The sequence below is a fragment of the Streptomyces ferrugineus genome, from assembly GCF_015160855.1.
Classification (GTDB): Bacteria; Actinomycetota; Actinomycetes; order Streptomycetales; family Streptomycetaceae; genus Streptomyces; species Streptomyces ferrugineus.
In genome coordinates this window covers 4,154,293-4,176,607 of record NZ_CP063373.1, presented here as the reverse complement: position 1 = coordinate 4,176,607, position 22,315 = coordinate 4,154,293, and the positions used below count along the sequence as shown (strand labels likewise).

The 22,315-nt window shown below is 73.0% G+C and carries 20 protein-coding genes and 1 pseudogene; 11 read left to right on the top strand and 10 right to left on the bottom strand.

Annotated features, from left to right (window positions below; translation table 11 throughout):
• Positions 1–25 precede the first annotated feature (25 nt).
• The 3 genes from IM697_RS19095 to IM697_RS19085 all read left to right on the top strand — a co-directional run bounded on the left by IM697_RS19095 (position 26) and on the right by IM697_RS19085 (position 4,193).
• A complete protein-coding gene (locus IM697_RS19095; protein WP_194048911.1) occupies positions 26–853 on the top strand; it encodes an MOSC domain-containing protein in 828 nt (275 codons plus the stop codon).
• Between the two features lie 180 nt (positions 854–1,033).
• Positions 1,034–1,639 (top strand): Rv1733c family protein, encoded by a 606-nt coding sequence (locus IM697_RS19090; protein WP_194048910.1) that lies wholly within the window; start codon positions 1,034–1,036, stop codon positions 1,637–1,639.
• Between the two features lie 109 nt (positions 1,640–1,748).
• Positions 1,749–4,193 carry a right-handed parallel beta-helix repeat-containing protein gene (locus IM697_RS19085; protein ID WP_194048909.1) on the top strand — a complete coding sequence of 815 codons (2,445 nt, stop codon included), beginning with the start codon at positions 1,749–1,751 and terminating at the stop codon, positions 4,191–4,193.
• 24 nt (positions 4,194–4,217) lie between these two features.
• Here the strand turns inward: IM697_RS19085 and IM697_RS19080 are convergent, their stop codons facing one another.
• Positions 4,218–6,527 (bottom strand): hypothetical protein, encoded by a 2,310-nt coding sequence (locus tag IM697_RS19080; RefSeq protein ID WP_194049769.1) that lies wholly within the window; start codon positions 6,525–6,527, stop codon positions 4,218–4,220.
• Positions 6,528–6,862: 335 nt separating this feature from the next.
• Between IM697_RS19080 and IM697_RS19075 the strand changes: the two genes are divergently transcribed.
• The gene (locus IM697_RS19075; RefSeq protein ID WP_194048908.1) at positions 6,863–7,693 is read left to right on the top strand and encodes a DeoR/GlpR family DNA-binding transcription regulator; all 831 of its coding nucleotides are present in this window, start codon (positions 6,863–6,865) and stop codon (positions 7,691–7,693) included.
• Between the two features lie 58 nt (positions 7,694–7,751).
• Positions 7,752–8,231: an SRPBCC family protein gene (locus tag IM697_RS19070; protein ID WP_194048907.1), complete on the top strand. Its 480-nt coding sequence runs from the start codon at positions 7,752–7,754 to the stop codon at positions 8,229–8,231.
• A gap of 3 nt (positions 8,232–8,234) precedes the next feature.
• Here the strand turns inward: IM697_RS19070 and cds1 are convergent, their stop codons facing one another.
• On the bottom strand, positions 8,235–9,359 hold the full coding sequence (cds1, locus tag IM697_RS19065) for an L-cysteine desulfhydrase Cds1 (RefSeq protein ID WP_194048906.1): 1,125 nt from the start codon (positions 9,357–9,359) through the stop codon (positions 8,235–8,237).
• A 341-nt stretch (positions 9,360–9,700) separates the two neighbouring features.
• Here cds1 and IM697_RS19060 point away from each other — a divergent pair, with 341 nt between their 5' ends.
• Both IM697_RS19060 and IM697_RS19055 read left to right on the top strand, forming a co-directional pair.
• On the top strand, positions 9,701–10,024 hold the full coding sequence (locus IM697_RS19060) for a hypothetical protein (protein WP_194048905.1): 324 nt from the start codon (positions 9,701–9,703) through the stop codon (positions 10,022–10,024).
• 184 nt (positions 10,025–10,208) lie between these two features.
• On the top strand, positions 10,209–10,754 hold the full coding sequence (locus IM697_RS19055) for an ATP-binding protein (protein ID WP_194048904.1): 546 nt from the start codon (positions 10,209–10,211) through the stop codon (positions 10,752–10,754).
• Between the two features lie 61 nt (positions 10,755–10,815).
• Here IM697_RS19055 and IM697_RS19050 read toward each other — a convergent pair whose 3' ends face one another.
• From IM697_RS19050 to IM697_RS19040, 3 genes are read right to left on the bottom strand one after another with little or no spacing between them, the layout of a single operon-like run.
• Positions 10,816–13,377 (bottom strand): ABC transporter permease, encoded by a 2,562-nt coding sequence (locus IM697_RS19050; RefSeq protein ID WP_194048903.1) that lies wholly within the window; start codon positions 13,375–13,377, stop codon positions 10,816–10,818.
• A complete protein-coding gene (locus IM697_RS19045) occupies positions 13,374–14,132 on the bottom strand; it encodes an ABC transporter ATP-binding protein (RefSeq protein WP_194048902.1) in 759 nt (252 codons plus the stop codon). The genes IM697_RS19050 and IM697_RS19045 overlap by 4 nt, the downstream gene beginning before the upstream one ends.
• On the bottom strand, positions 14,129–14,410 hold the full coding sequence (locus IM697_RS19040; protein WP_194048901.1) for an SHOCT domain-containing protein: 282 nt from the start codon (positions 14,408–14,410) through the stop codon (positions 14,129–14,131). Before IM697_RS19040 ends, IM697_RS19045 begins: the two co-directional genes overlap by 4 nt.
• A 154-nt stretch (positions 14,411–14,564) precedes the next feature.
• Between IM697_RS19040 and IM697_RS19035 the strand changes: the two genes are divergently transcribed.
• Both IM697_RS19035 and IM697_RS19030 read left to right on the top strand, forming a co-directional pair.
• On the top strand, positions 14,565–15,122 hold the full coding sequence (locus IM697_RS19035) for a TetR/AcrR family transcriptional regulator (protein ID WP_407699633.1): 558 nt from the start codon (positions 14,565–14,567) through the stop codon (positions 15,120–15,122).
• Between the two features lie 26 nt (positions 15,123–15,148).
• A pseudogene (locus IM697_RS19030) lies at positions 15,149–15,647 on the top strand (DUF4865 family protein).
• Positions 15,648–15,761: 114 nt separating this feature from the next.
• On the opposite strand, the gene IM697_RS19025 reads toward IM697_RS19030, so the two are convergent.
• From IM697_RS19025 to IM697_RS19015, 3 genes are all read right to left on the bottom strand, one after another.
• A complete protein-coding gene (locus IM697_RS19025) occupies positions 15,762–16,211 on the bottom strand; it encodes an RpiB/LacA/LacB family sugar-phosphate isomerase (protein ID WP_194048899.1) in 450 nt (149 codons plus the stop codon).
• A 166-nt stretch (positions 16,212–16,377) separates the two neighbouring features.
• A complete protein-coding gene (locus tag IM697_RS19020) occupies positions 16,378–17,616 on the bottom strand; it encodes an ROK family protein (RefSeq protein ID WP_194048898.1) in 1,239 nt (412 codons plus the stop codon).
• Between the two features lie 36 nt (positions 17,617–17,652).
• A complete protein-coding gene (locus tag IM697_RS19015) occupies positions 17,653–18,294 on the bottom strand; it encodes an alpha-ketoglutarate-dependent dioxygenase AlkB family protein (RefSeq protein WP_194048897.1) in 642 nt (213 codons plus the stop codon).
• A gap of 102 nt (positions 18,295–18,396) precedes the next feature.
• On the opposite strand from IM697_RS19015, the gene IM697_RS19010 reads away from it, so the two are divergent.
• On the top strand, positions 18,397–19,530 hold the full coding sequence (locus IM697_RS19010; protein WP_194049768.1) for a methyltransferase: 1,134 nt from the start codon (positions 18,397–18,399) through the stop codon (positions 19,528–19,530).
• Here the strand turns inward: IM697_RS19010 and IM697_RS19005 are convergent.
• Positions 19,520–20,386 carry a class II fructose-bisphosphate aldolase gene (locus IM697_RS19005; protein ID WP_194048896.1) on the bottom strand — a complete coding sequence of 289 codons (867 nt, stop codon included), beginning with the start codon at positions 20,384–20,386 and terminating at the stop codon, positions 19,520–19,522. The two genes, IM697_RS19010 and IM697_RS19005, sit on opposite strands and share 11 nt — an antisense overlap.
• 53 nt (positions 20,387–20,439) lie before the next feature.
• The gene (locus IM697_RS19000; RefSeq protein ID WP_194048895.1) at positions 20,440–21,321 is read right to left on the bottom strand and encodes an SIS domain-containing protein; all 882 of its coding nucleotides are present in this window, start codon (positions 21,319–21,321) and stop codon (positions 20,440–20,442) included.
• 144 nt (positions 21,322–21,465) lie between these two features.
• Between IM697_RS19000 and IM697_RS18995 the strand changes: the two genes are divergently transcribed.
• Positions 21,466–22,245: a DeoR/GlpR family DNA-binding transcription regulator gene (locus IM697_RS18995; RefSeq protein WP_194048894.1), complete on the top strand. Its 780-nt coding sequence runs from the start codon at positions 21,466–21,468 to the stop codon at positions 22,243–22,245.
• Positions 22,246–22,315: the final 70 nt, after the last annotated feature.

Here is a 22,315-nt window from a genome sequence, read left to right as displayed (position 1 = left end):
CGGCGCCACCTGGCACGATGGCCCCATGGGGCATGCGCAGCTGAAGTCGATTCACGTTCATCCGGTCAAGGCTTGCCGGGGCACAGCGCGCCCGGAAGCCCTCGTGGAGCCCTGGGGGCTGGCCGGAGATCGACGCTGGATGCTGATCGACGACGGGGGAAAGGTCGTGACACAGCGCCAGCAACCGCGCCTGGCGCTGGCCGCCGCCGAGCCGTTGGCCGGCGGCGGCGTTCGGCTGACCGCGCCCGGCATGGATCCGCTGACCGTGCCCGTGCCGAGCCCGGTCGGCACGATGCCGGTGGAGCTCTTCCGGGACAAGGTCGAGGCGGTGCTCGCCGAGGACGACGCCGCACACCTCTGGTACAGCGCCTATCTCGGCGTCGGTGCGCGCCTGGTGTACATGGCCGACCCGGGCACCTGCCGGCCCGTCGACCCGGAGTACGCCCTGCCGGGCGAGACGGTCAGCTTCGCCGACGGCTACCCCTTGCTGCTCACCACGACCGCCTCCCTCGACGCCCTCAATTCCCTGATCGCACGGGGTGATCACGCGCACGAGGGCCCGCTGCCCATGAACCGTTTCCGGCCGAACGTGGTCGTGTCGGGCACCGCCGCCTGGGCCGAGGACGACTGGTCGCGGATCTCCATCGGCGAGGTCGCCTTCCGCGCCGCCAAGAAGTCCGGGCGCTGTGTGGTGACCACGACCGACCAGACCACCGCCGAGCGTGGCAGGGAGCCCCTGCTCACCCTGGGCAGACACCGCCGCCTGGGCGGAGGGCTGCTGTTCGGCCAGAACCTGGTGCCCCTGTCCCGAGGCACGATCAGGGTGGGCGACCCGGTCACGGTGCTCGGCTGAGAAGGATCCCCGCCGACGACGCCGGGTGGGAACCTCGGCTCGGAGCCCGTGCGTTGGACTCTTCGTGAGAAGTTCATGAAAGGCCCCGAACGCAGGTGATTTCGCTCTCTCTTCGGCGGGGCCCGCCGGTGAACGGCTCCGCCACGGGTTATCACGGAGGGGGAAGGGGGTGGCCGGACGATGCGGGCGATCAGCGGACTCTGGCGCTGGCGACACAATCCGCTGCGCCGTGCGACCGATCTGGCCGAGGCCTGGGTCGCTCTGGCGGCCCTGTTGCTGATCCTGGTCGTGACGCCCTTGGTGGGCGCGCTGGTGGGCGGTCTCGCCCAGGGCACCCTGCAGGAGTCCGTGCGTGAACAGCGCGCGTCCCGGCACCTGGTGACGGCGACGGTGGTCCGCAAGGTGCCCGGCTCCTCACTGGACGTCGACCCCGAGGCGGCCACCGGACGGAACATGCGCACCCGGGTGCTGGCCGACTGGACCGCACCGGACGGCACCGTGCACCAGGACCGGGTCATGGCCCGCCTCGAAACCCCCCGCCCGGGCGACCGCTTCCCGCTGTGGACCGACGAGCACGGCCGCACCGTGGCCCGTCCGCTGGACTCCGCGACGGCGGCGACGCATGCCGTGCTCGCCGGGTTCGGGGCGGCGCTGCTGACGGTCGGCCTGATCGAGGGCGTGAGACGGCTGGTCGTCTGGCGCATGGTCCGTCGCCGGTACGAGCGTTGGGACCAGGCCTGGGACAGAGCGGGTCCGGACTGGGGCCGGACCGGCACCGGCAGCTGACGGCCTTCCCGCTCTGGTCAACCCACCGCCCGCGCGCACGCTACGGTGGACCGGCCGAACTCTTCGGCAGCAAAACCCGCGTACTACGAGGTGGGGGCACGTCAACGCCATGGCACAGGGCACGGTCCAGGTGACGCACACCGGCACATCGCGGTGGCGGCGCCGCACGGGTGAGTACGCATCGCTCGCCGCCGCCCTGGAGGCCGCGGCCGAGGGTGACGTCCTCACCGTCGCGCCCGGCACCTACCGGGAGAACCTCGTCGTCCAGCGGGCGGTGACCCTGCGCGGCCCCGAGGGCTCCCCTGGCTCGGTGCGCATCGCGCCCGTGGACGGTGTACCGCTGACGGTGCGCGCGTCGGCGGTGGTTCAGGACCTGCATGTGGAGGGCCAGGACGCGGCGGCCCCCGCGCTGCTGGTCGAGGAGGGTGCCCCGGAGCTGACGGACGTCCGGATCGTCACGCGGTCCGCGGCCGGGATCGAGGTGCGCGGCGCGGCGCGGCCGACCGTGCGGCGCTGCACCGTCGACAACCCCGCGGGCATCGGCATCGCCGTACTGGACGGCGGGGGCGGGGTGTTCGAGGAGTGCGAGGTCGTCGCGGCCGGTCAGGCCGGCATCGCCGTGCGCGGCGGCGCCCACCCCCGGCTGGAGCGCTGCCGGGTGCACCACGCCGCGGGCTCGGGACTGACGGCGACCGGGGAGAACTCCGCGCTGGAAGCGGTGGGTTGCGAGGTCTACGAGGTCCGGGGCTCCGGTGTCCAGGTCACCGGCCGGGCCACCGCCCACCTCACCGACTGCGACGTTCACCGCACCACCGCCGACGGTGTCACCCTCGACACCGACGCCGTGCTGACGCTGGCCGACTGCCGTATCCACGACATCCCGGAGAACGCGGTCGACCTGCGCTCCCGCTCGATCCTCACCCTGACCCGCACGACGGTGCGTCAGTTCGGGCGCAACGGGCTGTCGGTGTGGGATCCGGGCACGCGCGTGGACGCCAACCAGTGCGAGATCTTCGACAGCACGGGCGACTATCCCGCGGTGTGGGTGAGCGACGGCGCGACCGCCGTCCTGGACTCCTGCCGGGTGCGCGACGTGCCGGACGCGCTGTTCGTCCTCGACCGCGGCTCCCGCGCGGACGTCGTCGACAGCGACCTGTCCCAGGTGCGCAACACGGCCGTCTCGGTGAGCGACGGCGCGACCGCCCAGCTCGACGACTGCCGGATCCGGGACGCGGCGACGGGCGCCTGGTTCCGCGACCACGGCAGCGGCGGCATGCTCAACAACTGCACTCTGGACGGCACCCAGACCGGCGTGATCGTCACCAAGGGCGCCGACCCCACCGTCGAGCGCTGCACGGTCGAGTCCCCGGCGGAGGCCGGGTTCTACGTCTCGGCGGGCGGCCGCGGCACCTTCCTGAACTGCCGGGTGCGGGGCAGCTCCGGCTATGGCTTCCATGTGATCGACGGCTGCCGTACGACGCTGAAGAAGTGCCGTACGGAGCGCTGCGCGCGCGGGGGGTACGAGTTCGCGGACGGCGGGCCGGACGCGGCCTCCGGGGTGGGCCCCGATGTGGAGGACTGCACCAGCGACGAGAGCGCGGGCCTCAGGCAGCCGCCTCCGGCGCCGGAGCCCGCGGTGCAGACGGCGCACCAGTCTCCCGGCCTGCTCGGCGCCATCCCCGGCCAGCGCACCACCGAGCAGGAGCCGCTCGTCGCCGCCACGCAGGCCGAGGAGAAGCCGACGCGGACATCCAAGGCCGTCCTCGGTGAACTGGACGCGCTGGTGGGCCTGGAGAGCGTCAAGCGCGAGGTGCGGGCCCTCACCGACATGATCGAGGTGGGCCGGCGCCGCCAGCAGGCGGGCCTGAAGGCGGCGTCGGTCAAGCGGCATCTGGTCTTCACCGGCTCCCCCGGCACCGGCAAGACGACGGTCGCCCGCCTCTACGGCGAGATCCTGGCCTCCCTCGGCGTCCTGGAGCAGGGTCACCTGGTGGAGGTGTCCCGTGTCGACCTGGTCGGCGAGCACATCGGCTCCACGGCGATCCGCACACAGGAGGCGTTCGACAAGGCGCGTGGCGGCGTGCTGTTCATCGACGAGGCGTACGCGCTGTCGCCGGAGGACTCGGGCCGGGACTTCGGCAAGGAGGCCATCGACACGCTGGTGAAGCTGATGGAGGACCACCGCGACGCGGTCGTGGTGATCGTGGCGGGCTACACCGCCGAGATGGAGCGCTTCCTGTCGGTCAACCCCGGGGTGGCGTCCCGCTTCTCACGGACCATCACCTTCAGCGACTACGGCCCCGACGAGCTGCTGCGGATCGTGGAGCAGCAGGCCGAGGAGCACGAGTACCGGCTCGGCCCGGGTGTCTGCGAGGCCCTGCTGAAGTACTTCACGGCGATCCCCAAGGGCCCGGCGTTCGGCAACGGCCGTACGGCACGCCAGACCTTCGAGGCGATGGTGGAACGGCACGCGGGCCGGGTCGCCCAGCTGGAGGAGCCCAGCACGGACGACCTGACGCTGCTGTACGAGGAGGACCTGCCGGAGCTGATCTGACCCGCCGCGCGCGAGCCGGCCCGATCAGCTCTCGGGCGTGGCCTGCGGCCGCTGACCGGGCACCCCGGGCCGGAGCCGTGCCAGCAGGCGCTCCCGCTCCTTGGCGAACACCGGGTCGGCCTGGTACTCGCCGTGGCCGAGGATGGGCGCGGGCAGCGGGTGCTCCACGGTGCGGCCGTACGCCAGCGGGTCCTTGAGGGGTTCGCGGTCCACCGCGGGGCCGCAGTCGCCGGGCAGCCGGACCGGGCCGCCGATGGGGTCGGTGATCCGGTACAGATTGCGCCAGCAGTCGACCTCGGCGTGCAGGGAGGTGAGCGCGGCCGGGCCGAAGTGGGCCGGGAACCAGCGACCGTACAGGCGCTCCAGCGGGGAGCCGTAGGTCAGCAGCGCGACCCGCTTGCGGTCGGTCGGTGTGAGCTGCCAGACCGCGGCGGCCGCGAGCACACTGCCCTGGGAGTGCCCGGAGATGACCAGGCGGCGGCCCTCCTCGGCGCGGGTCCAGGTCGCCATCCGCCACGTGAGGTCGGGCACCGCGCGCTCGGCGTAGCAGGGCGGCGCGAAGGGGTGTGCGGCGCGCGGCCAGAAGGTGCCGACGTCCCACAGGATGCCGATGGTGCGCCGTGCGGAGGCGTCCTTGTAGGCGCGCCTGCCCCAGGTGACGAACAGTATGAAGCCGACGCCGATCAGCCAGGAGCCCAGCGCCTGCGCGGTCTGGGCGGCGCCGTGCACGAAGGCGTACGTCACGTCGGCGGCCCCGCTCGGTGTCTCGTCGGTGGTCAGGGCGCCGACCAGGGCTCCGGCGCCCAGGAGCAGCGTCGCCGCGGCGGTGGTGGCGACGACGAGGGGCGCGCGGTCGGTGAGCGTGGCCATCGCGCGCGTGCTCGCGATACGGCCGGTGCGTGCCGTGTCCCGGGGCTCGCCGGCGTAGTCGCGCTCCACCGTGCCCAGCTCGGCGCGGCGCAGTCGCCAGGCCCGCCGGGCCAGCCCGCCGCAGAGCAGCAGCAGGAGGACCAGCAGCGGCGGGATCACGGAGGCCTGCCAGGTCAGCAGGACCGGCGGGCCGACGATCGACGTGCCCGCGCCGTCGAGCCAGTCGGCGACCCGCTGGGCGACGCCGCCGGACATCACCCCGCCGAGGGCGCAGGCCAGCATCACCACGGCCGGTCCGCCGAGGCCGCGCATCGCGGCGCGCGGGTCGGGCCGCGTGCGGTGCAGGACGTGGGCGACGACGGCCAGGACGATGACGAGCAGGCCCTGGAGGAAGGCGATGGCGCCGAAGGTGGGGTCGCCCGGGAGACGGCCGGTCGACTGCCAGCCGGGCCGGTCCCAGCCGGCGTACACCAGGGTGAGCGCCAGCAGGACGAGGGCGGCGAGCGGCAGGCGCCGTACGAGATGTTCGTCGAGTTCCTGGTCGAGGCGGTTCTCGCTGCGGCCGCGGCGGCAGACCACCCAGACCACGACGGTCGCGCAGCCGACCAGTGCCGCGTCCAGGAGCCAGCCCAGTGCGTCGAGGAGTGCGGTTCCGCCGGGCCGGCGGTCGAAGCGCGCGGCCGCCGAGCCGACCGCCGCGGCGACCGTGAGCAGGCCGGCGGCGGTGTGCGCGGCGCGCAGTCGGGCGACCAGGCGGCGGCCGTACCAGAAGCCGGGGCGGCCCAGGGAGGTGCCGCCGGGCTCCTCGTCGGGCTCGGGCTCGCGGGTCATCGGCTGCTGGGACTCGTACGCGCTCCAGGTGCGGCGGGAGAGGTACCACAGCAGGCCGGTCAGCGCGGCGGGCACCACAGCCGCCAGGGCGAGCCTGCGGCCGGGGTGGCTCCACCAGCCGTCGCCCGAGGCCGCGGGCGACAGGAAGCCCAGCCAGCTGTGCTGCTCGGCGCACGCGCGCGTGCCCGCGCACTGCCAGGCCGCGAGGTCGAGGGCGACCTCGCAGGCGGCGGCGACGAGCAGCACGGTCAGCGTCAGCCCCGCGAGCCGTACGAGCAGTCCGTACAGGCGTACCGTCCGCGCGCGACCCCGGGTGGTCGGGCGCATCCAGTGGGCGAGGTTGACCACCATGAACGGCAGCAGCAACAGCCACAGGGCGCGTGCGCTGTTGCCGGAGGTGAGGTTGCACCAGACGTACGCCTCGGGCACCGGTTTGCCCCGGTAGTCGTCCGGCCGGCTCTCCGCGTCGACGTCGTCGGCGCGCCGGAATACGGCGGCCGTGTCGTCGCCGGTGATCCGTACGGTGCGCGGATCGTCGAGCATCTCCTGCGGCGTGGTGCCGCCCACGCCGTGGACCAGGAGTTCCAGGGCGGTCCCGGCATCCGGGTGCCCCGCACCCCGCCTGTCGGGCAGTTCCGTGGCGGGGCCCGCCCCGCCCGTCGCAGCACGTTCCACTGTTCGCACTTCCCCCGTGACGAGCCGTCGGCTTCTGTCCGTGCGGGCACAGGATCTCCACCGGGAGGGTCCCGCACACCTCTTCTCACGGAATCTCCCCGTTCCGCGTGAAGTACAGCGGAACGGACGATATCGATGTGGCATGCGCGCGTCGGGACGACCAGTGGCGCAAGGGGTACCCCTCCATGCGAGGATGGGACGTCCCATCGGCCCGGAGGGACGCGAGAATGTCCTTGTGAGAGCCGGTACGCGGGGTGTGTCGGACGGCTCGAGGCGAAAGGATCCAAGCGTACGTGAGCGAGAATCAGAACCTCCTCGCGGAGCAGCGGCGCTCCCTGATCCTGGACGAGGTGCGGCGCCGGGGCGGCGTCCGCGTCAACGAGCTGACCCGCAAGCTCGGCGTGTCGGACATGACGGTGCGCCGCGATCTCGACGCGCTCGCCCGGCAGGGCGTGCTGGAGAAGGTGCACGGCGGCGCGGTCCCGGTGGTCGAGGCCAGCACGCACGAGCCGGGTTTCGAGGCGAAGTCGGGTCTGGAGCTGACGGCCAAGGAGGACATCGCGCGGGCGGCGGCCGAGCTGGTCGCGCCGGGCAGTGCCATCGCTCTGTCGGGCGGTACGACGACGTACGCGCTGGCCCATCAGCTGGTCGACGTGCCCGACCTCACCGTGGTCACGAACTCGGTGCGGGTCGCCGACGTCTTCCACGCCGCGCAGCGCACGACGGGCCCCCGGCAGGGCGCGGCCACGGTGGTGCTGACCGGCGGGGTGCGCACCCCGTCCGACTCGCTGGTGGGCCCGGTGGCCGACCAGGCGATCGGGGCGCTCCACTTCGACGTGCTGTTCCTCGGGGTGCACGGCATATCGGTCGAGGCCGGCCTGTCCACGCCGAACCTCGCGGAGGCCGAGACCAACCGGCGCCTTGTGCAGTCGGCGCGCCGGGTCGTGGTGGTCGCCGACCACACCAAGTGGGGTGTGGTGGGGCTGAGTTCGTTCGCGGCGCTGGAGCAGGTCGACACCCTGGTGACGGACGCCGGCCTCGAGCGCGCGGCGCGTGCGGAGATCGCCGAGCATCTGCGGCGGCTGGTGGTGGCCGGCGAGCCCGATGAGGGTGCAGACATCTGACGGGGTGCCAGCTATGGTGGCGCTGCCCGGTGCGGTGTCGGCATAGGGGGTTTCGTCCATGGCTCACCTGCTGCGTGAGGTGGGGCTCGACTTCGTCGGGAGCGCGCCCGTACGGCATGTCTTCGCGAGGGAGATCTCCGCGCCACCGGAGACGGTGTTCCGGGCGCTCGCCGAGGACGTGCCGGGCTGGACGGAGTGGTTCGCCGCGGTGACGCTGGCCCGCCCGCTCGACGACGGTGCGCGGCGCGAGATCCGGCTCAGGGGCGGTACGCGCTTCGAGGAGACGATCCTCGCGGCGAAGAGCCCGGAGGTGTACGCCTACCGCGTCGACGTCACCAACGCGCCGGGGGCCCGGGCGATGGTCGAGGAGTGGCGGCTCGCCCCGGCGGGGGCGGGGACGCGGGTGCAGTGGACGTTCGCCGTGGACGGCACGGCGCCCTTCCGGTTCACGTTCGGCCTCGCACGGGCCGGCCTCGGGCGGGCCTTCCGGGACGCAGTGACCTCGTTGGACCGGCGGCTGGCCGCGGCTTCCCGCTGAGGTTCACTCGGGCCAGACGCCCGTCTCCAGAAGCTGCTCCACGGCCGCCGTGTAGGGGGCGATGTCCAGGCCCTGCTCGGTCAGCCACGCGTCCGAGTAGTACTTGTCGAGGTACCGGTCCCCCGGGTCGCACAGCAGCGTCACCACGCTCCCCTGCCGTCCGTCGGCCACCATCTCGGCGACGATCTTCAGCGCGCTCCACAGCCCGGTGCCGGTCGAGCCGCCCGCCTTGCGGCCGATGGCCCGCTCCAGGGCGCGCACGGCGGCCACGCTGGCCGCGTCCGGCACCTTCATCATCCGGTCGATCGCGCCGGGCACGAAGCTCGGCTCCATGCGGGGACGGCCGATGCCCTCGATACGGGAACCGCAGTCGCAGGTGACGTCCGGATCGCCGGTGGTCCAGCCCTCGAAGAAGCAGGAGTTCTCCGGGTCGGCGACGCAGATGCGGGTGTCGTACTGCATGTAGTGGACGTAGCGCGCGAGGGTCGCGGAGGTGCCGCCGGTGCCGGCCGTGGCGACGATCCACGCGGGCTCGGGGAACCGCTCCAGGCGCAGCTGGCGGAAGATGGACTCGGCGATGTTGTTGTTTCCGCGCCAGTCCGTGGCCCGTTCGGCGTAGGTGAACTGGTCCATGTAGTGGCCGCCGGTCTCGATCGCGAGGCGTGCGGACTCCTCGTACATCTTCCGCGAGTCGTCCACGAAGTGGCACTGTCCGCCGTGGAACTCGATGAGGCGGCACTTCTCGGCGCTCGTCGTGCGGGGCATGACCGCGATGAAGGGCACGCCGATCAGCTTGGCGAAGTACGCCTCGGAGACGGCCGTCGAGCCGCTGGAGGCCTCGATCACCGGGCGGCCCGGCCGGATCCAGCCATTGCACAGACCGTAGAGGAACAGCGAGCGGGCGAGGCGGTGTTTGAGACTGCCGGTCGGGTGGGTCGACTCGTCCTTGAGGTACAGGTCGATGCCCCACCGCTCGGGCAGCGGGAAACGCAGCAGATGTGTGTCGGCCGAGCGGTTGGCGTCGGCCTGCACCTTGCGGACGGCTTCTTTCAGCCAGACGCGGTAGGCGGCGTCACTGTGGTCGATGTCGAGGGTCACTCCGGACGGGGTCTGCTGGACGGTGCTCACGGCGTGCTCCTCATACTCTTCGGACAACGGCGACCCGCGTGTCCGCCGCTTCGAGCATAAACACCTTCCGCACGCTTCTCACCTGCATAAACACACCTTTGAGAACCTCAAAGGCAACCCTGGACCGGTGGTCTCACGCCGCCGTCGGGGGCGCATTCGCGCGAGTGCTCCGAGTGCTCGCGCCCAGGTGGGACGTGTGTACTGGTGCTTGACGCGGTACGCGGGCACACTGCACCGGACGGGACAGCGGTCCCGAACGGGGGCACACTGGATCACGATCAGAGCCGGTTACGGCCCACGCGGGACGGACCGGCACACCGAGGCGCACTAAGGGGCGGGGCATGGCTGAGCCGGAGTTCAGGGCCACGGGCGTGCGGATCGGGAAGCGGCTGCGCTCGCTGACCCGGGCCGGGCAGATACGGATCAGCGACGGCCGGGTGGAGCTGCTCACCAGCTACGGCAGCGAGATCGACAGTGCGCCGGTGCAGGCCGTACGGGCGTCCAAGCCCTGGTTCGCCCCGGACGACCGGGCGCTCGCGGACCTCAACGGCAAGCGCTATTCACTGACGTTGGGCGATCACGACCCCGCTCCGGGAGAGCCCGGCCCACCCGCGGCACGCCGGTTCATCGAGGCCGTACGGAAGGCCGCGGGGCGTAAGGGCTGAGTCACCGCGAGTTGCGGTACCGCACCCCCTGCGTCACGCTGGTCTCACGTCACTCTGGGTTTACCGGCGATAACGCTGCGAACCAGCCCGCCGGCCACGACAGCAGGCGGCCGTTTTCTTCAAGCACCCTGCTGGATCCGTACTCCGTGTTCTTCCGGACCTCTTCAGTCGGGGAGTCGCAGCCGTGATCAGTTACCCAAGCAGGCACTGCACGGTGGAGCTCCAAGCCCTGCCGTCGCGGATCGGTCAGGTCCGCAGAATCGTATCGGCGCAGTTGCGTTATTGGCATCTGGATCCGTTGATAGACCGCGCCGCCCTCGGTCTGACCGAGTTGCTGACCAACGTTCACCAGCACGCCCAGCCGGACAAGACGTGCACCGTGGAGATCGAGCTGCTGCTCGACCGGCTCATGGTCTCGGTGCGCGACCACGACCCGCGACTGCCGGTCGTGGCGGACATCAAGGACGGCGACACGCTCGCCACGTGCGGGCGCGGGCTGGCGATGGTGGCCGCGGTCAGTGAGAGCTGGGGCGCGCGGCCGGACGGCGCGTCCGGCAAGGTCGTGTGGTTCACGCTGCCGACGCCGGTGGCGGCGGCGCGGGCGGCGGCCGCGCGGCCGCCGCAGCGGGCGGTGGTGGACAAGCCCGCGCGACGGTTCGCGGAGGTCGGGCAGCGGGTCGATCTGCGCAGGCCCGAACGCGCTCCCGCCCGGTCGGCCGTTGCCGGCTGACCGGGCGGTGAGGGGGCGGCGGTCGGTGCGCGCCGGCCGCCGTTGGCCTTGAGGGCCGCTGTCACTCCGTGGCGATGGCCCGCAGCACGTCCAGGCGTGCGGCGCGGCGCGCCGGGCGCAGTCCCGCCAGGGCTCCGGCCGTCAGGCCGACCAGGGCCACCACCGCCAGTTGCAGCGGCGGCATCGCGAAGGCGAAGGCGCTGTCGCTCGCGCCGTCGGAGGCCTTGACCAGGACCCAGCCGAGGAATCCGCCGAGGGCGAGGCCGCCCACGGTCCCGAAGGCCGCGACCAGGACCGACTCCCAGCGCACTATCGCGCGCAGCTGGGGGCGGGTCTGGCCCACGGCCCGCAACAGGCCCAGCTCGCGGGTGCGTTCGTGGATGGCCAGGGTCAGCGTGTTGGCGATGCCCAGGAGCGCGATGAGCACGGCGAGCGCGAGCAGTGCGTAGACCAGGGTGAGCATCATGTCGATACCGCCCGCCGAGGACTGCGCGTACTCGTCCCGGGTCTGGACGTCGGGGTCGCCGTACCGTTCCGCGGCTTTCTCGACCGCCGCCTTGCCCTCGTCCGTGCCGACGCCGTCCTTGAAGGAGACGGCGAGCAGGGTGTCGGCGTCCTGGGTGCGGTGCGGCGCCCACGCGTCACGGGTGATGACGTAGTCGCCGGCGAGTTCGGACTGGCCATAGAGCGCGCGGACCGTGAAGGTCTCGGTCCGGCCGTCCGTGAAGGTGAGGCGGGCCTTGTCACCCGTCGTCAGGTTCTGCTTGTCGGCCTCCTTCTCGGTGATGGCGATGCCGTCGGTGCCGAGGTCGCGCAGGGAGCCGTCGACCTTGCCGAGGTCGAAGGTCCGTTCCAGGGCGACCGGGTCGGTGACCGTCAGCGCCCGGCCCTCGCCGTCGACCTTCGCGACTCCTCGGCCGAGCCCGACGGCGGTGTCCACCTCGGGCAGTCGCTGGACCGCGTCGGCCAGGCGTGGGCTCAGCCCGCTGCCGCCCGCCCCGAACGACGGGGTGCTGACGGCGACGTCGCCCGCGAAGGACCGGGACACGGTCTGGTCCATGGTCGCCTTCAGCGAGGCTCCGAACACCGTGAACAGAGAAACCACGGCCACGCCGATCATCAGGGCGCTGGCGGTCGCCGCCGTCCGCTTGGGGCTGCGCAGGGCGTTGCGCCGGGCGAGGCCGCCGGTGACGCCGCGCAGTCGGTCGAGGGGGCCGCCGAGAACCCGTACCGCGGTCGTGGCGGCGACCGGGCCCAGGACCACGAAGGCGACCAGGGCGAGGACGCCACCGGTTCCGGCCAGCCAGATGGACGGGGAGACCAGGACGCCGGTGAGGGTGACGGCGACCGCGAGGGCGATGAGCCCCATGCCGATCACGGCGCGGGAGCGGGAGGCGCCGGAGGTGTCCACCGCCGTCTCGCGCAGGGCGGCCAGCGGTGCCGTGTGGCCGGCCCGTACGGCGGGCAGCAGGGCGGAGCCGAGGCAGACCACGATGCCGACGGCGAGGGGCAGCGACATGGACAGGGCGCTGGTCACCAAGTCGCCCTCGGGGAACGGGAATCCGATCGCCGGGAACAGTGCCTGCAGGCCCGCCGCGATGCCGATGCCGCCCGCCAGACCGGCCGCCGAGGCGGTGACGGCCACCGCGGTCGCCTCCACCAGGGTCGATGCGGTGACCTGGCGGCGTGCGGCGCCCAGGGCGCGCAACAGGGCGTTCTCGCGGGTGCGTTGGGCGACGACGATCGCGAAGGTGTTGTGGATGGAGAAGGTGGCCACCAGCAGGGCCACGCCCGAGAACACGAGCAGGAAGGTGGTGAAGACGGACAGGAACTGACTGGAGATCATGTCGGTGTTCTCCTCGGCCGACTCCTGACCGGTGATGGCCTCGACGCCCTCGGGAAGCACCGGAGTCAGCCGGTCGACCAGCTCCCGCTGACCGACGTCGGGTCCGGCCCGCACCTGGATGGTCGCGGCCTCGCCGGGCCGGGCGGTGAGGTACTTCTCGGCGTCGGCCCGGGTCATGCCGGTGAAGGTCACCTGGGCCATGCCGTCCTCGCCGCCGAAGGTCGCGAGGCCGACGACGGTCACCTGGACCGGGTCGGGCGTGCGCAGGGTCGTGGTGTCGCCGATCTTCAGGTCGCCGCGCTCGGCGGTGCCGCGGTCGATGACGACCTCGCCGGACTTCCGCGGCGCGTGCCCCTCGGCGAGCTGGTAGGCGTTGAGCTTCGGGTCGTTGATCCAGTTGCCGGCGAGGGTGGGCGGGCCCTGACCCCCGATGGGGTCGCCGTCCTTGCCGACGAGCTGGCCGGCGCCCTGGATGGTGGGCGCGGCGGCCGCGACGCCGGGGACCTGCTCGATCCTGCTCACCAGGTCCGCGTCGACCGGCTCGCGCACGCCCTCGCTCTCGCCGGGCGTGGTGATGGCGTCGGCGCTGCGGACGACGGCGTCGGTGCCGCTGGTCGCGTTGCCGAACATGGTGTCGAAGCTGGCGCGCAGCGTGTCGCCCATGACGAGCGTCCCGGCGAGGAAGGCCACGCCGAGGAACACCGCGAGGAAGGTACCGGCGAAGCGTCGCTTGTGGGCGCGCAGGGAGGACACGCTCAGGCGGACGGATGCGTTCATGACGGCACCTCGAAGGCTTTCATGCGATCCAGGACCGTGTCCGCGGTCGGGGCCTGCATACGGTCGACCAGGCGCCCGTCGGCGAGGAAGACGACCTCGTCGGCGTGGGCGGCGGCCACCGGGTCGTGGGTGACCATGACGACCGTGCGGGCCGTCTGGCGCACCGTGCGGCCGAGCAGGCCGAGCACCTCGCCACCGGAGCGGGAGTCGAGGTTGCCGGTCGGCTCGTCGGCGAAGACGACGTCCGGCCGGCCGGCGAAGGCGCGGGCCACGGCGACGCGCTGCTGCTGGCCTCCGGAGAGCTCGGAGGGGCGGTGGTGGAGCCGGTCGCGCAGGCCGACGACGTCGATCAGCGCGTCGATCCACTCCGCGTCGCCCCTGCCGCCCGCGAGGTCCAGCGGCAGCGTGATGTTCTCCGCGACGGTCAGCGTCGGCACCAGGTTGAACGACTGGAACACAAAGCCCACGCGGTCCCGCCGCAGCAGGGTGAGCCGACGGTCGTCGAGGCTGCTCAGCTCCGTGTCGCCGATGTGGGCGGTGCCCGAGGTGAGCGTGTCGAGGCCGGCCGCGCAGTGCATCAAGGTGGACTTGCCGGAGCCCGAGGGCCCCATGATCGCGGTGAAGCGGCCGACCGGGAAGTCGACGCTCACCCCGTCCAGGGCCCGCACGCTGGTGTCGCCGCTGCCGTACACCTTCACGGCGTCGACGACCCGGGCGGCCGTCGACGTGGTGGTCGTGACGGTCGTGGACGTCATGCCGCACCGCCCTTGCCCGTGCGGCCGAACTGCTCGTCCAGGACGGACAGCCGGCGCCAGTACTCGTCCTCGTCGATCTCGCCGGAGGCGAAGCGGTGGCCGAGCACCGTGATGGGCGAGTTGTCGTCGGGGGCCGAGCGCCACGGGCCCCGGCGTCCGCGCCACACCGTGCGGCGCAGCAGGGTGATACCGCCGATCACGACGGCTGCCCAGATGAGCGGGAAGAAGAGGATCCACGGCCCGGGGCCGCCGTCGGCGAAGTGTGCCAAGGTCTGCATCTCGAGTCATCTCCCGATTCGGTTCGGACGGTTCGTTCGGTGATGCCTCGAGACTCGCGCCGGAGGGGGGTCCGGGTCGTCGTACGGCCAGCGGCAGTGCGTGTACCTCGCGGGGAGTAGGCAGGGCGGGTTCCACTGCTCTGCAGGGGATCGATTGATCGAGTCCACCCGTGAGCTGCTGTGGGAGCGCGGCTATGTGGGCACCAGCCCCAAAGCGATCCCGGAGCGCTCGGGCGCCGGACAGGGCAGCATGTACCACCACTTCAAGGGGAAGCCGGATCTCGCGCTGGCCGCGATCCGGCGGACCGCCGAGGAGATGCGGGCTACCGCCGAGGGAGTACTCGACGGGCCGGGAACGCCGTACGAGCGCATCGAGGCGTATCTGCGGCGCGAGCGCGACGTGCTGCGCGGTTGCCCGGTCGGACGGCTGACGATGGATCCGTACGTGATCGCCAGCGACGCGCTGCGGGCGCCCGTCGACGAGACGCTCGACTGGCTGCGGGAGCGGCTCGCCCAGATCGTCGAGGAGGGCAGGGAGCGGGGCGGGTTCGCGGCCGGGCTCGACGGCGAGGAGATCGCGGCGACGATCGTCGCGACCGTCCAGGGCGGCTATGTCCTCGCCCGCGCGTCCGGCTCGCCCGCCGCCTTCGACGCGGGGGTCCGGGGGCTGCTCTCGCTGCTCTCCCCGCCGGCCGACACCCGTGCCCCCTGATCCGGGGGCCCGAGAAGGGACTTGGCGTGCACGCCATGCAGTACGAGTTCACCCTGCCCGCCGACTGCGACACGGACGTCATCCGCTCCCGCGTCGCCCGCCTCGAGCATCTGCTGGACGACTGGGACGGCCAAGACGTATCTGCTGCGCGAGCGCGGCGTGCACGGCTCGGCGGTCAACCAGTACGGGCCGTTCTACCTCTGGAACACCATGGAGGGCATGAACGCCTTTCTGTGGGGCGGCGCCGCGGGCTCCCCCGCCGGGCTCGCCGTGCGTCGGCGTCAACCGGTGCCGGAGGGTGTGGAGTTGGCCGCGTTCATGGCGGACGCGGTGAGTGAGACGGCGCGGCTGGCGGCTCAGGACGGTGCCGTGCTGGCGGCCGCCGCTGTCGACACGCATGCGTGGGAGGTCGTCCACTTCTCGCTCTGGGAGCACGACGCGCCCAAGGCCGAGGGCGATGTGTACCAGGTGCTGCGCCTGTCGGCGCCGGGGCGCGGCGCGTTGCCGCGGGGCCGGCAGTGGTGAGGGCGGTCCCCACGGTCCTCGGGGATGGCCTGAGCCGGCTTCGGGAACCGGCTGCCGCTCGGTGGGGGCACCGTCGTCGCCGGGGCTCGGTCGGTCGACGGCGGACCCGGAGGGCTAAAGCCTGCTGTCGTCGAGCTGTCCGATGTGGGACACGTTCCCCCGGTCCTCGGCGTCCTCGCTGGCCCGCGCGGCGAACCAGGCGTCGAGGATCTCCTTGAGGAGCGGCTCGGACGTCAGTCGCAGGCTCAGGGCGAGCACGTTGGCGTCGTTCCAGCGGCGGGCGCCGTCCGCGGTGTACGCGTCGGTGCACAGGGCGGCCCGTACCCCCGGCACCTTGTTCGCGGCGATCGACGCGCCCGTGCCGGTCCAGCAGCACACGACCGCCTGGTCCGCCGTCCCGGCGGCGACCTCGCGGGCGGCGGCCTCCGAGCAGGGCGCCCACTGGGGGTTGTCGCCGGGGCTGAGCGCGCCGTGGGTGGCCACCTCGTGGCCGCGCTCGCGCAGCTCGGCGACGAGGAATCGGGCCACTGGTTCGTCCATGTCCGAGGAGACGGAGATCCGCATGCCTTCGAGCCTACCGCCGGCGTGCGGCCGTCCGACCCGCGGTCGAGCATGGAGGTGAGCGGCGGGAACGGCCCAGGAGGAGCCATGCCGACCAGCGGCCGGTCGACGACCCCTGGCCGGTGCGCCCCGGACGCGGATCCTGGAGACCGCCGAGGAGGGGTGACCCTTACGTCAGCGCCCCCAGCGGATCGTCCAGCACCGGCTGCCAGGCCAACTCGGCCGCGCCGACCAGGCTGTTGTGGTCGAGAGTGCAGGCGAGGATCGGGACGCCGCCGCTCTGGCCCCACAGGCTGCGGTCGGCGACCACGGCGCGCAGGCGTTCGGGGTCGGTGTCCAGGAGGGTGCGGTGGAGGCCGCCGAGGATGATGCGGTCCGGGTTGAGGATGTTGACCAGGCCCGCGAGGCCGAGGCCGAGGCGGTCGATGAGGGCCTCGGTGGCCGTACGGACCGTCGGGTCGTGGTAGTGGTCGCGGATCAGGTCCTTGGCCTGCTGGAGCAGCGAGACCTCGGGGCCGGGCTCCCGCCCCGCCGCCATGAGGAGGGCCAGCGGGTCGGCCTCGACGTCGAGGCAGCCCCGGCTGCCGCAGTGGCAGGGTCTGCCCTCGGGGTTGACGGTGAGGTGGCCGACCTCCAGGGCCAGGCCCGAACTGCCGGTGTGCAGCCGGCCGTCCAGCACCAGCGCGCCGCCGACGCCCCGGTGCCCGGTGGCCACGCACAGCAGGTCGCGGGCGCCGCGTCCGGCGCCGTGCCGGTGCTCGGCGAGCGCGGCGAGGTTGACGTCGTTGCCCGCGAAGGCGGGTCCGGTGATCCCGGCCGCGCGCACGCACTCCGCGAAGATACGGCGGACGGGGGCGCCCACGGGCCACGCCACGTGCAGGGGGTTCAGGGCCAGGCCGTCCGGTTCGGCGACGGCGGACGGTACGGCGAGTCCGGCGCCGACGCAGCGCCGCCCGGTTGCGCTCAGCAGGTCGGCGCCGGCTTCGACCACCGACCCGAGGACCTTCGCCGGATCGGCGTCCACGGTCTCGCAGCCCGGCGCGGTGGCGACGATCCGGCCGCCCAGGCCGACCAGCGCCGCCCGGAACCCGTCGGCGTGCACCTGCGCGGCGAGCACGACGGGGCCGTCCTCGGCGACCGACAGCCGGTGCGAGGGCCGCCCCTGCGACCCGGCCGCCGCGCCGGGCCGGGCGTCGACCCGGATCAGCCCGAGCGCCTCCAGCTCGGCGGCGACCGCGCCGGCCGTGGCCCGGGTCACCCCGAGCTCGGCGGTGAGGACGGCGCGGGTGGGGGCGCGTCCGGTGTGCACGAGCTCCAACGCGGGTCCCAGCGCACCGCGCCCCCGGTCCAACCGCGTCCTCGAGGTGGTCCCTTCCCCCGCCGGCCGGGGGTCCGCCTTGCCGCTCATGAGGGGGAGTCTCCCATGATCCGCGAACGGGACGGCCTACAGCCCGCTCACTCTGAGCGTGACGTTCAGCCGCCCGGTCAGTCCCAACTCCGGCGGTGCGGTGCCCGGGTGCACCTTCGGCACGCCGTGGTAGGCGAGCCGTGCGGGGCCGCCGAAGACGAACAGATCGCCGCTGCGCAGCTCGACGTCCGTGTACGGCCGGCTCCGGGTCTCGGTGTTGCCGAAGCGGAAGACACAGGTGTCGCCGAGGCTCAGGGACACGACCGGCGCGTGCGACTTCTCGTCGCTGTCGCGGTGCATGCCCATGCGGGCGTCGGCGTCGTAGAAGTTGATCAGCGCGATGTCGTACGGCGCCTCCGGTTCGCCCAGGGTCTCCCGCACCGCGCTGCGGCCGAGCTCGCCGAGCCACCCGGGGAACGGCTTCACCGGGGTGCCGTCGCCGTCGACGACCGTGCGGGCGTAGGCGTACGGGTACCAGTGCCAGCCCAGGCAGACCTGCCGGGCGGTCATGGTGCCGCCGCCGGGGGTGCGGACCGTGCGCAGGCCGGTCGGTGGGCGGGCCCACGCGCGGCAGGCCGCGAGCAGCTCGCGCTGGCGCTCGGTGTCCAGCCAGCGGGGCACATGGACCGCGCCGGGCGCGACCTGAGTACGCTCCCTGGGGAACAGCTCGGCGTCCATGCCTTCCATCCTCCCCCACCGGTTGTGAGCTGCGGCTCGGCCGACCACGGGTGCGGGCGCGTCGCCGGGGTCGCTTAGCCTTGACGCACGATGAACGACCGTATGACGACGCCCTGGGGCGAGCTCGCACTGACCCGTTTCCCCGAGGACCCGCGCGAGCGGCTGCGCGCCTGGGACGCCTCCGACGAGTACCTCCTCGGGCATCTGGCGGCGCGGGAGATCGAGCTGTCCGGCACGGTCGTGGTCGTCGGTGACCGCTGGGGCGCCCTGGTCACCGCGCTGGCGGCGCACCGGCCGACGCAGATCACGGACTCCTACCTGGCCCAGGAGGCGACCCGGGCCAACCTCGCCCGGCACGGCGTCGAGCCCGGCACCGTCCGGCTGCTCACCACGCAGGACACCCCGCCGGACCGGGTCGACGTCCTGCTGGTGCGGGTGCCGAAGAGCCTGGCGCTGCTGGAGGACCAGCTGCTGCGGCTGGCGCCCGCGGTGCACGAGGGCACGGTGGTCGTCGGCACGGGCATGGTGAAGGAGATCCACACCTCGACACTCCAGCTGTTCGAGCGGATCATCGGACCGACCCGCACCTCGCTGGCGGAGAAGAAGGCCCGGCTGATCTTCTGCACGCCCGGGCCGTCGCAGGGCCGGCCCGCCAACCCGTGGCCGTACACCTACACGCTCCCCGACGGCGTCGGCGCGGTCTCACGGCGCCCGGTCGTCAACCACGCCGGCGTCTTCTGTGCCGACCGGCTCGACATCGGTACGCGGTTCTTCCTGGGGCATCTGCCGGAGGTCAGGGGCGAGCGGCGGGTGGTGGACCTGGGGTGCGGCAACGGTGTCGTGGGTACGGCGGTGGCGCTGGCGGACCCGGCGGCCGAGGTGCTGTTCGTGGACGAGTCGTTCCAGGCGGTGGCCTCGGCTGAGGCGACGTACCGGGCGAACGGGGTGCCGGGGCACGCCGAGTTCCGGGTCGGGGACGGGATGGCGGGCGTGCCGGCCGGGAGTGTCGACCTCGTGCTCAACAATCCGCCGTTCCACTCCCACCAGGCGACGACGGACTCGACGGCCTGGCGGATGTTCACGGGTGCCCGGCGGGCGCTCCGGCCGGGCGGCGAGCTGTGGGTGATCGGCAACCGGCATCTCGGGTACCACGTGAAGCTGCGGCGGCTGTTCGGCAACAGTCAAACGGTCGCGAGCGACCCGAAGTTCGTGGTGCTCAAAGCCGTCAAGCGGTAGCCGCGGCGGCCCTCAGCACCCGGACGATGCGCACCACCGCGTCCACCATCGCCTCCCTCCCCACGCTCAGGTACTTGCGTGAGTCGACGGCCTCGGGATGCGCGGCGAGGAAGTCGCGGATCGCGCCCGTCATGGCGATGTTGAGGGCCGTGCCGACGTTGACCTTGGCGATGCCGCCCGCGACCGCCGCAGCCAGTTCGGCGTCGGGGACGCCGGAGGAGCCGTGCAGGACGAGGGGGACGTCGAGGGTGGCGGAGAGGCGTTTGAGGAGGTCGTGGTCGAGGGTGGCGGTGCGGGTGGTCATGGCGTGCGAGCTGCCGATGGCCACGGCGAGAGCGTCTACGCCGGAGTCGGTGACGAAGGCGTGGGCCTCGGTGGGGTCGGTGCGGGCGCCCGGGGCGTGGGCGTCCAGGGGCGGCTCGCCGTTCTTGCCGCCCAGCCGCCCCAACTCGGCCTCGATCCACAGGCCTTGGGCGTGCGCCCAGTCGACGGCGGCCTTGGTCGCGGCGAGGTTGTCCGCGTACGGCAGGCGGGCCGCGTCGTACATCACGGAGCTGAACCCGGCGTCCGACGCCTGGCGCAGCAGGTCGTCGCTCTGGATGTGGTCCAGGTGCAGCGCGACGGGGACGGCGGCTCGTTCGGCGGCGGCGACGGCCGCGCGGGCGAGCGGCAGGAGCCGTCCGTAGCGGAACTTGACGGCGTTCTCGCTGACCTGGAGGACGACGGGCGAACCCGCCGACTCCGCACCGGCGATGACGGCCTCGACGTGCTCCAGGGTGATGACGTTGAAGGCGGCGACGGCTGAACGGGCTGTGGCGGCGCTGGTGATGAGCTCGCCGGTGGTCGCGAGGGGCACGGCCGGTCCTTTCTCGGCGCGGGAGGGGACGCGTCTCGGTGTGGGGGGACGCGTCAGGGGGTGAGGATCACCGAGCGGGTCAGGTGGCGCGGCCGGTCCGGGTCGAGGCCGCGGGCCGCGGCGACGGCGACGGCGAGGCGCTGGGCGCGGACCAGTTCGGCGAGGGGGTCGAGGCGGCCCTCGATCCACAGCGCGCCGGTGGCACGGACCTGTTCGGCGAGCCCTTCGGGCGCCTCGCCGAACATCCAGGTCGCGGTGGAGCCGGTGGTGATGGAGATCGGGCCGTGCCGGTACTCCATCGCCGGGTAGGCCTCGGTCCAGGACAGCGACGCCTCGCGCATCTTCAGCCCGGCCTCGTTGGCGAGTCCCACGGTCCAGCCGCGGCCGAGGAAGGTGAACTGCCCGCACTCCACGAGCCCTTCGGGCAGTTCGGCGGCGAGCGCGGTGCGGGCGTCGGCCACGACGGCGTCGGTGTGCAGGCCGAGGTGGGCGCGCAGCAGGGTGAGGGCGGTGGTCGCGAAGCGGGTCTGCACCACGGACCGTTCGTCCGCGTAGTCGAGGACGACGAGGTCGTCGACGGCCTCGATCACGGGCGTGTCGGGGTCGGCGGTGATCGCGGCGGTGCGTGTACGTCCGTTCAGCCGCCCGAGCAGGTCGAGCACCTCGGTGGTGGTACCGGAGCGGGTGAGGGCGAGGACACGGTCGTAGGTGCGCCCGTGCGGGAACTCCGACGCGGCGAAGGCGTCGGTCTCCCCCTGGCCCGATCCCTCGCGCAGTGCGGCGAAGGCCTGCGCCATGAAGTACGACGTCCCGCAGCCGACGACCGCGGTCCGCTCCCCCGGCGCCGGAAGCGACCCGCCGAGGCCGGCCGCCTCGGCCGCGGCGCGTGTCCAGCACTCGGGCTGGCTGTTGAGCTCGTCCTCGACATGTGTCATGCCGCCACCCTCCGGCTTCCCGTTCTTCCCACTCCGGACTGCATGCTCTTTCTTGCAAGGTATCGCCGACTTTCGAGCATTATCAAGCAGTCGGGCGCGACGGGGTGCGCTAGGGTCGCCGGAAGGCCGAGGAATGGAGGGTGGATGTCGCGCGACGCCCGCTGGAAGGCGCTGCTGGAGCTGCTCGTCGAGCGGGGCCGGCTGGACGTCGAGGAGGCGGCCGCAGAGCTGGCGGTGTCGGCCGCCACGATCCGCCGTGACTTCGACCAGCTCGCCGAGCAGCAGATGCTCGTCCGCACCCGGGGCGGCGCGGTGGTGCACGGGGTGTCGTACGAGCTGCCGCTGCGCTACAAGACGGCCCGGCACGCCTCCGAGAAGCAGCGCGTCGCCAAGGCGGTGGCCGAGCTGATCGCGCCCGGCGAGGCGGTCGGGCTGACCGGCGGCACGACGACCACCGAGGTGGCGCGCGCCCTGGCGGTGCGCAGCGATCTGACGTCCGGCTCGCCCGCGCTGACCATCGTCACGAACGCGCTCAACATCGCCAACGAGCTGGCCGTGCGCCCCCAGTTCAAGATCGTGGTCACCGGCGGGGTCGCGCGTCCGCAGTCGTACGAGCTGATCGGTCCGCTCGCGGACGGGGTGCTGGGCCAGATCACCATCGATGTGGCGGTGCTCGGCGTCGTCGCCTTCGACGTCACGCACGGCGCCGCCGCGCACGACGAGGCGGAGGCGGCGATCAACCGGCTACTGTGCGAGCGCGCCGAGCGGGTGGTCGTGGCGGCGGACTCCAGCAAGCTCGGCCGGCGCGCGTTCGCCCGGATCTGCGCCGCCGACGCGGTGGACACACTGGTCACGGACGCGGCGGCGGACCCGGAGACGGTGCGGGGCTTCGAGGAGGCGGGGCTGAGGGTCATCGCGGTCTGAGCCCCGGATCCCGTGCGCCCCCTCGCCCGGCGGTTTCCACCTACGCTGGGAGCGAGGCGCATGGCGGGCC

Bases quoted from the DNA above. Each gene is read 5' to 3' on its own strand.
- IM697_RS19045 (WP_194048902.1), bottom strand. From the start codon at position 14,132: ATGACGTCCACGACCGTCACGACCACCACGTCGACGGCCGCCCGGGTC.
- IM697_RS19000 (WP_194048895.1), bottom strand. From the start codon at position 21,321: ATGACACATGTCGAGGACGAGCTCAACAGCCAGCCCGAGTGCTGGACA.
- IM697_RS19090 (WP_194048910.1), top strand. From the start codon at position 1,034: ATGCGGGCGATCAGCGGACTCTGGCGCTGGCGACACAATCCGCTGCGC.
- IM697_RS19020 (WP_194048898.1), bottom strand. From the start codon at position 17,616: ATGAGCGGCAAGGCGGACCCCCGGCCGGCGGGGGAAGGGACCACCTCG.
- IM697_RS19050 (WP_194048903.1), bottom strand. From the start codon at position 13,377: ATGAACGCATCCGTCCGCCTGAGCGTGTCCTCCCTGCGCGCCCACAAG.
- IM697_RS19015 (WP_194048897.1), bottom strand. From the start codon at position 18,294: ATGGACGCCGAGCTGTTCCCCAGGGAGCGTACTCAGGTCGCGCCCGGC.
- IM697_RS19060 (WP_194048905.1), top strand. From the start codon at position 9,701: ATGGCTGAGCCGGAGTTCAGGGCCACGGGCGTGCGGATCGGGAAGCGG.
- IM697_RS18995 (WP_194048894.1), top strand. From the start codon at position 21,466: ATGTCGCGCGACGCCCGCTGGAAGGCGCTGCTGGAGCTGCTCGTCGAG.
- IM697_RS19070 (WP_194048907.1), top strand. From the start codon at position 7,752: ATGGCTCACCTGCTGCGTGAGGTGGGGCTCGACTTCGTCGGGAGCGCG.
- IM697_RS19025 (WP_194048899.1), bottom strand. From the start codon at position 16,211: ATGCGGATCTCCGTCTCCTCGGACATGGACGAACCAGTGGCCCGATTC.
- IM697_RS19085 (WP_194048909.1), top strand. From the start codon at position 1,749: ATGGCACAGGGCACGGTCCAGGTGACGCACACCGGCACATCGCGGTGG.
- IM697_RS19010 (WP_194049768.1), top strand. From the start codon at position 18,397: ATGACGACGCCCTGGGGCGAGCTCGCACTGACCCGTTTCCCCGAGGAC.
- IM697_RS19040 (WP_194048901.1), bottom strand. From the start codon at position 14,410: ATGCAGACCTTGGCACACTTCGCCGACGGCGGCCCCGGGCCGTGGATC.
- IM697_RS19095 (WP_194048911.1), top strand. From the start codon at position 26: ATGGGGCATGCGCAGCTGAAGTCGATTCACGTTCATCCGGTCAAGGCT.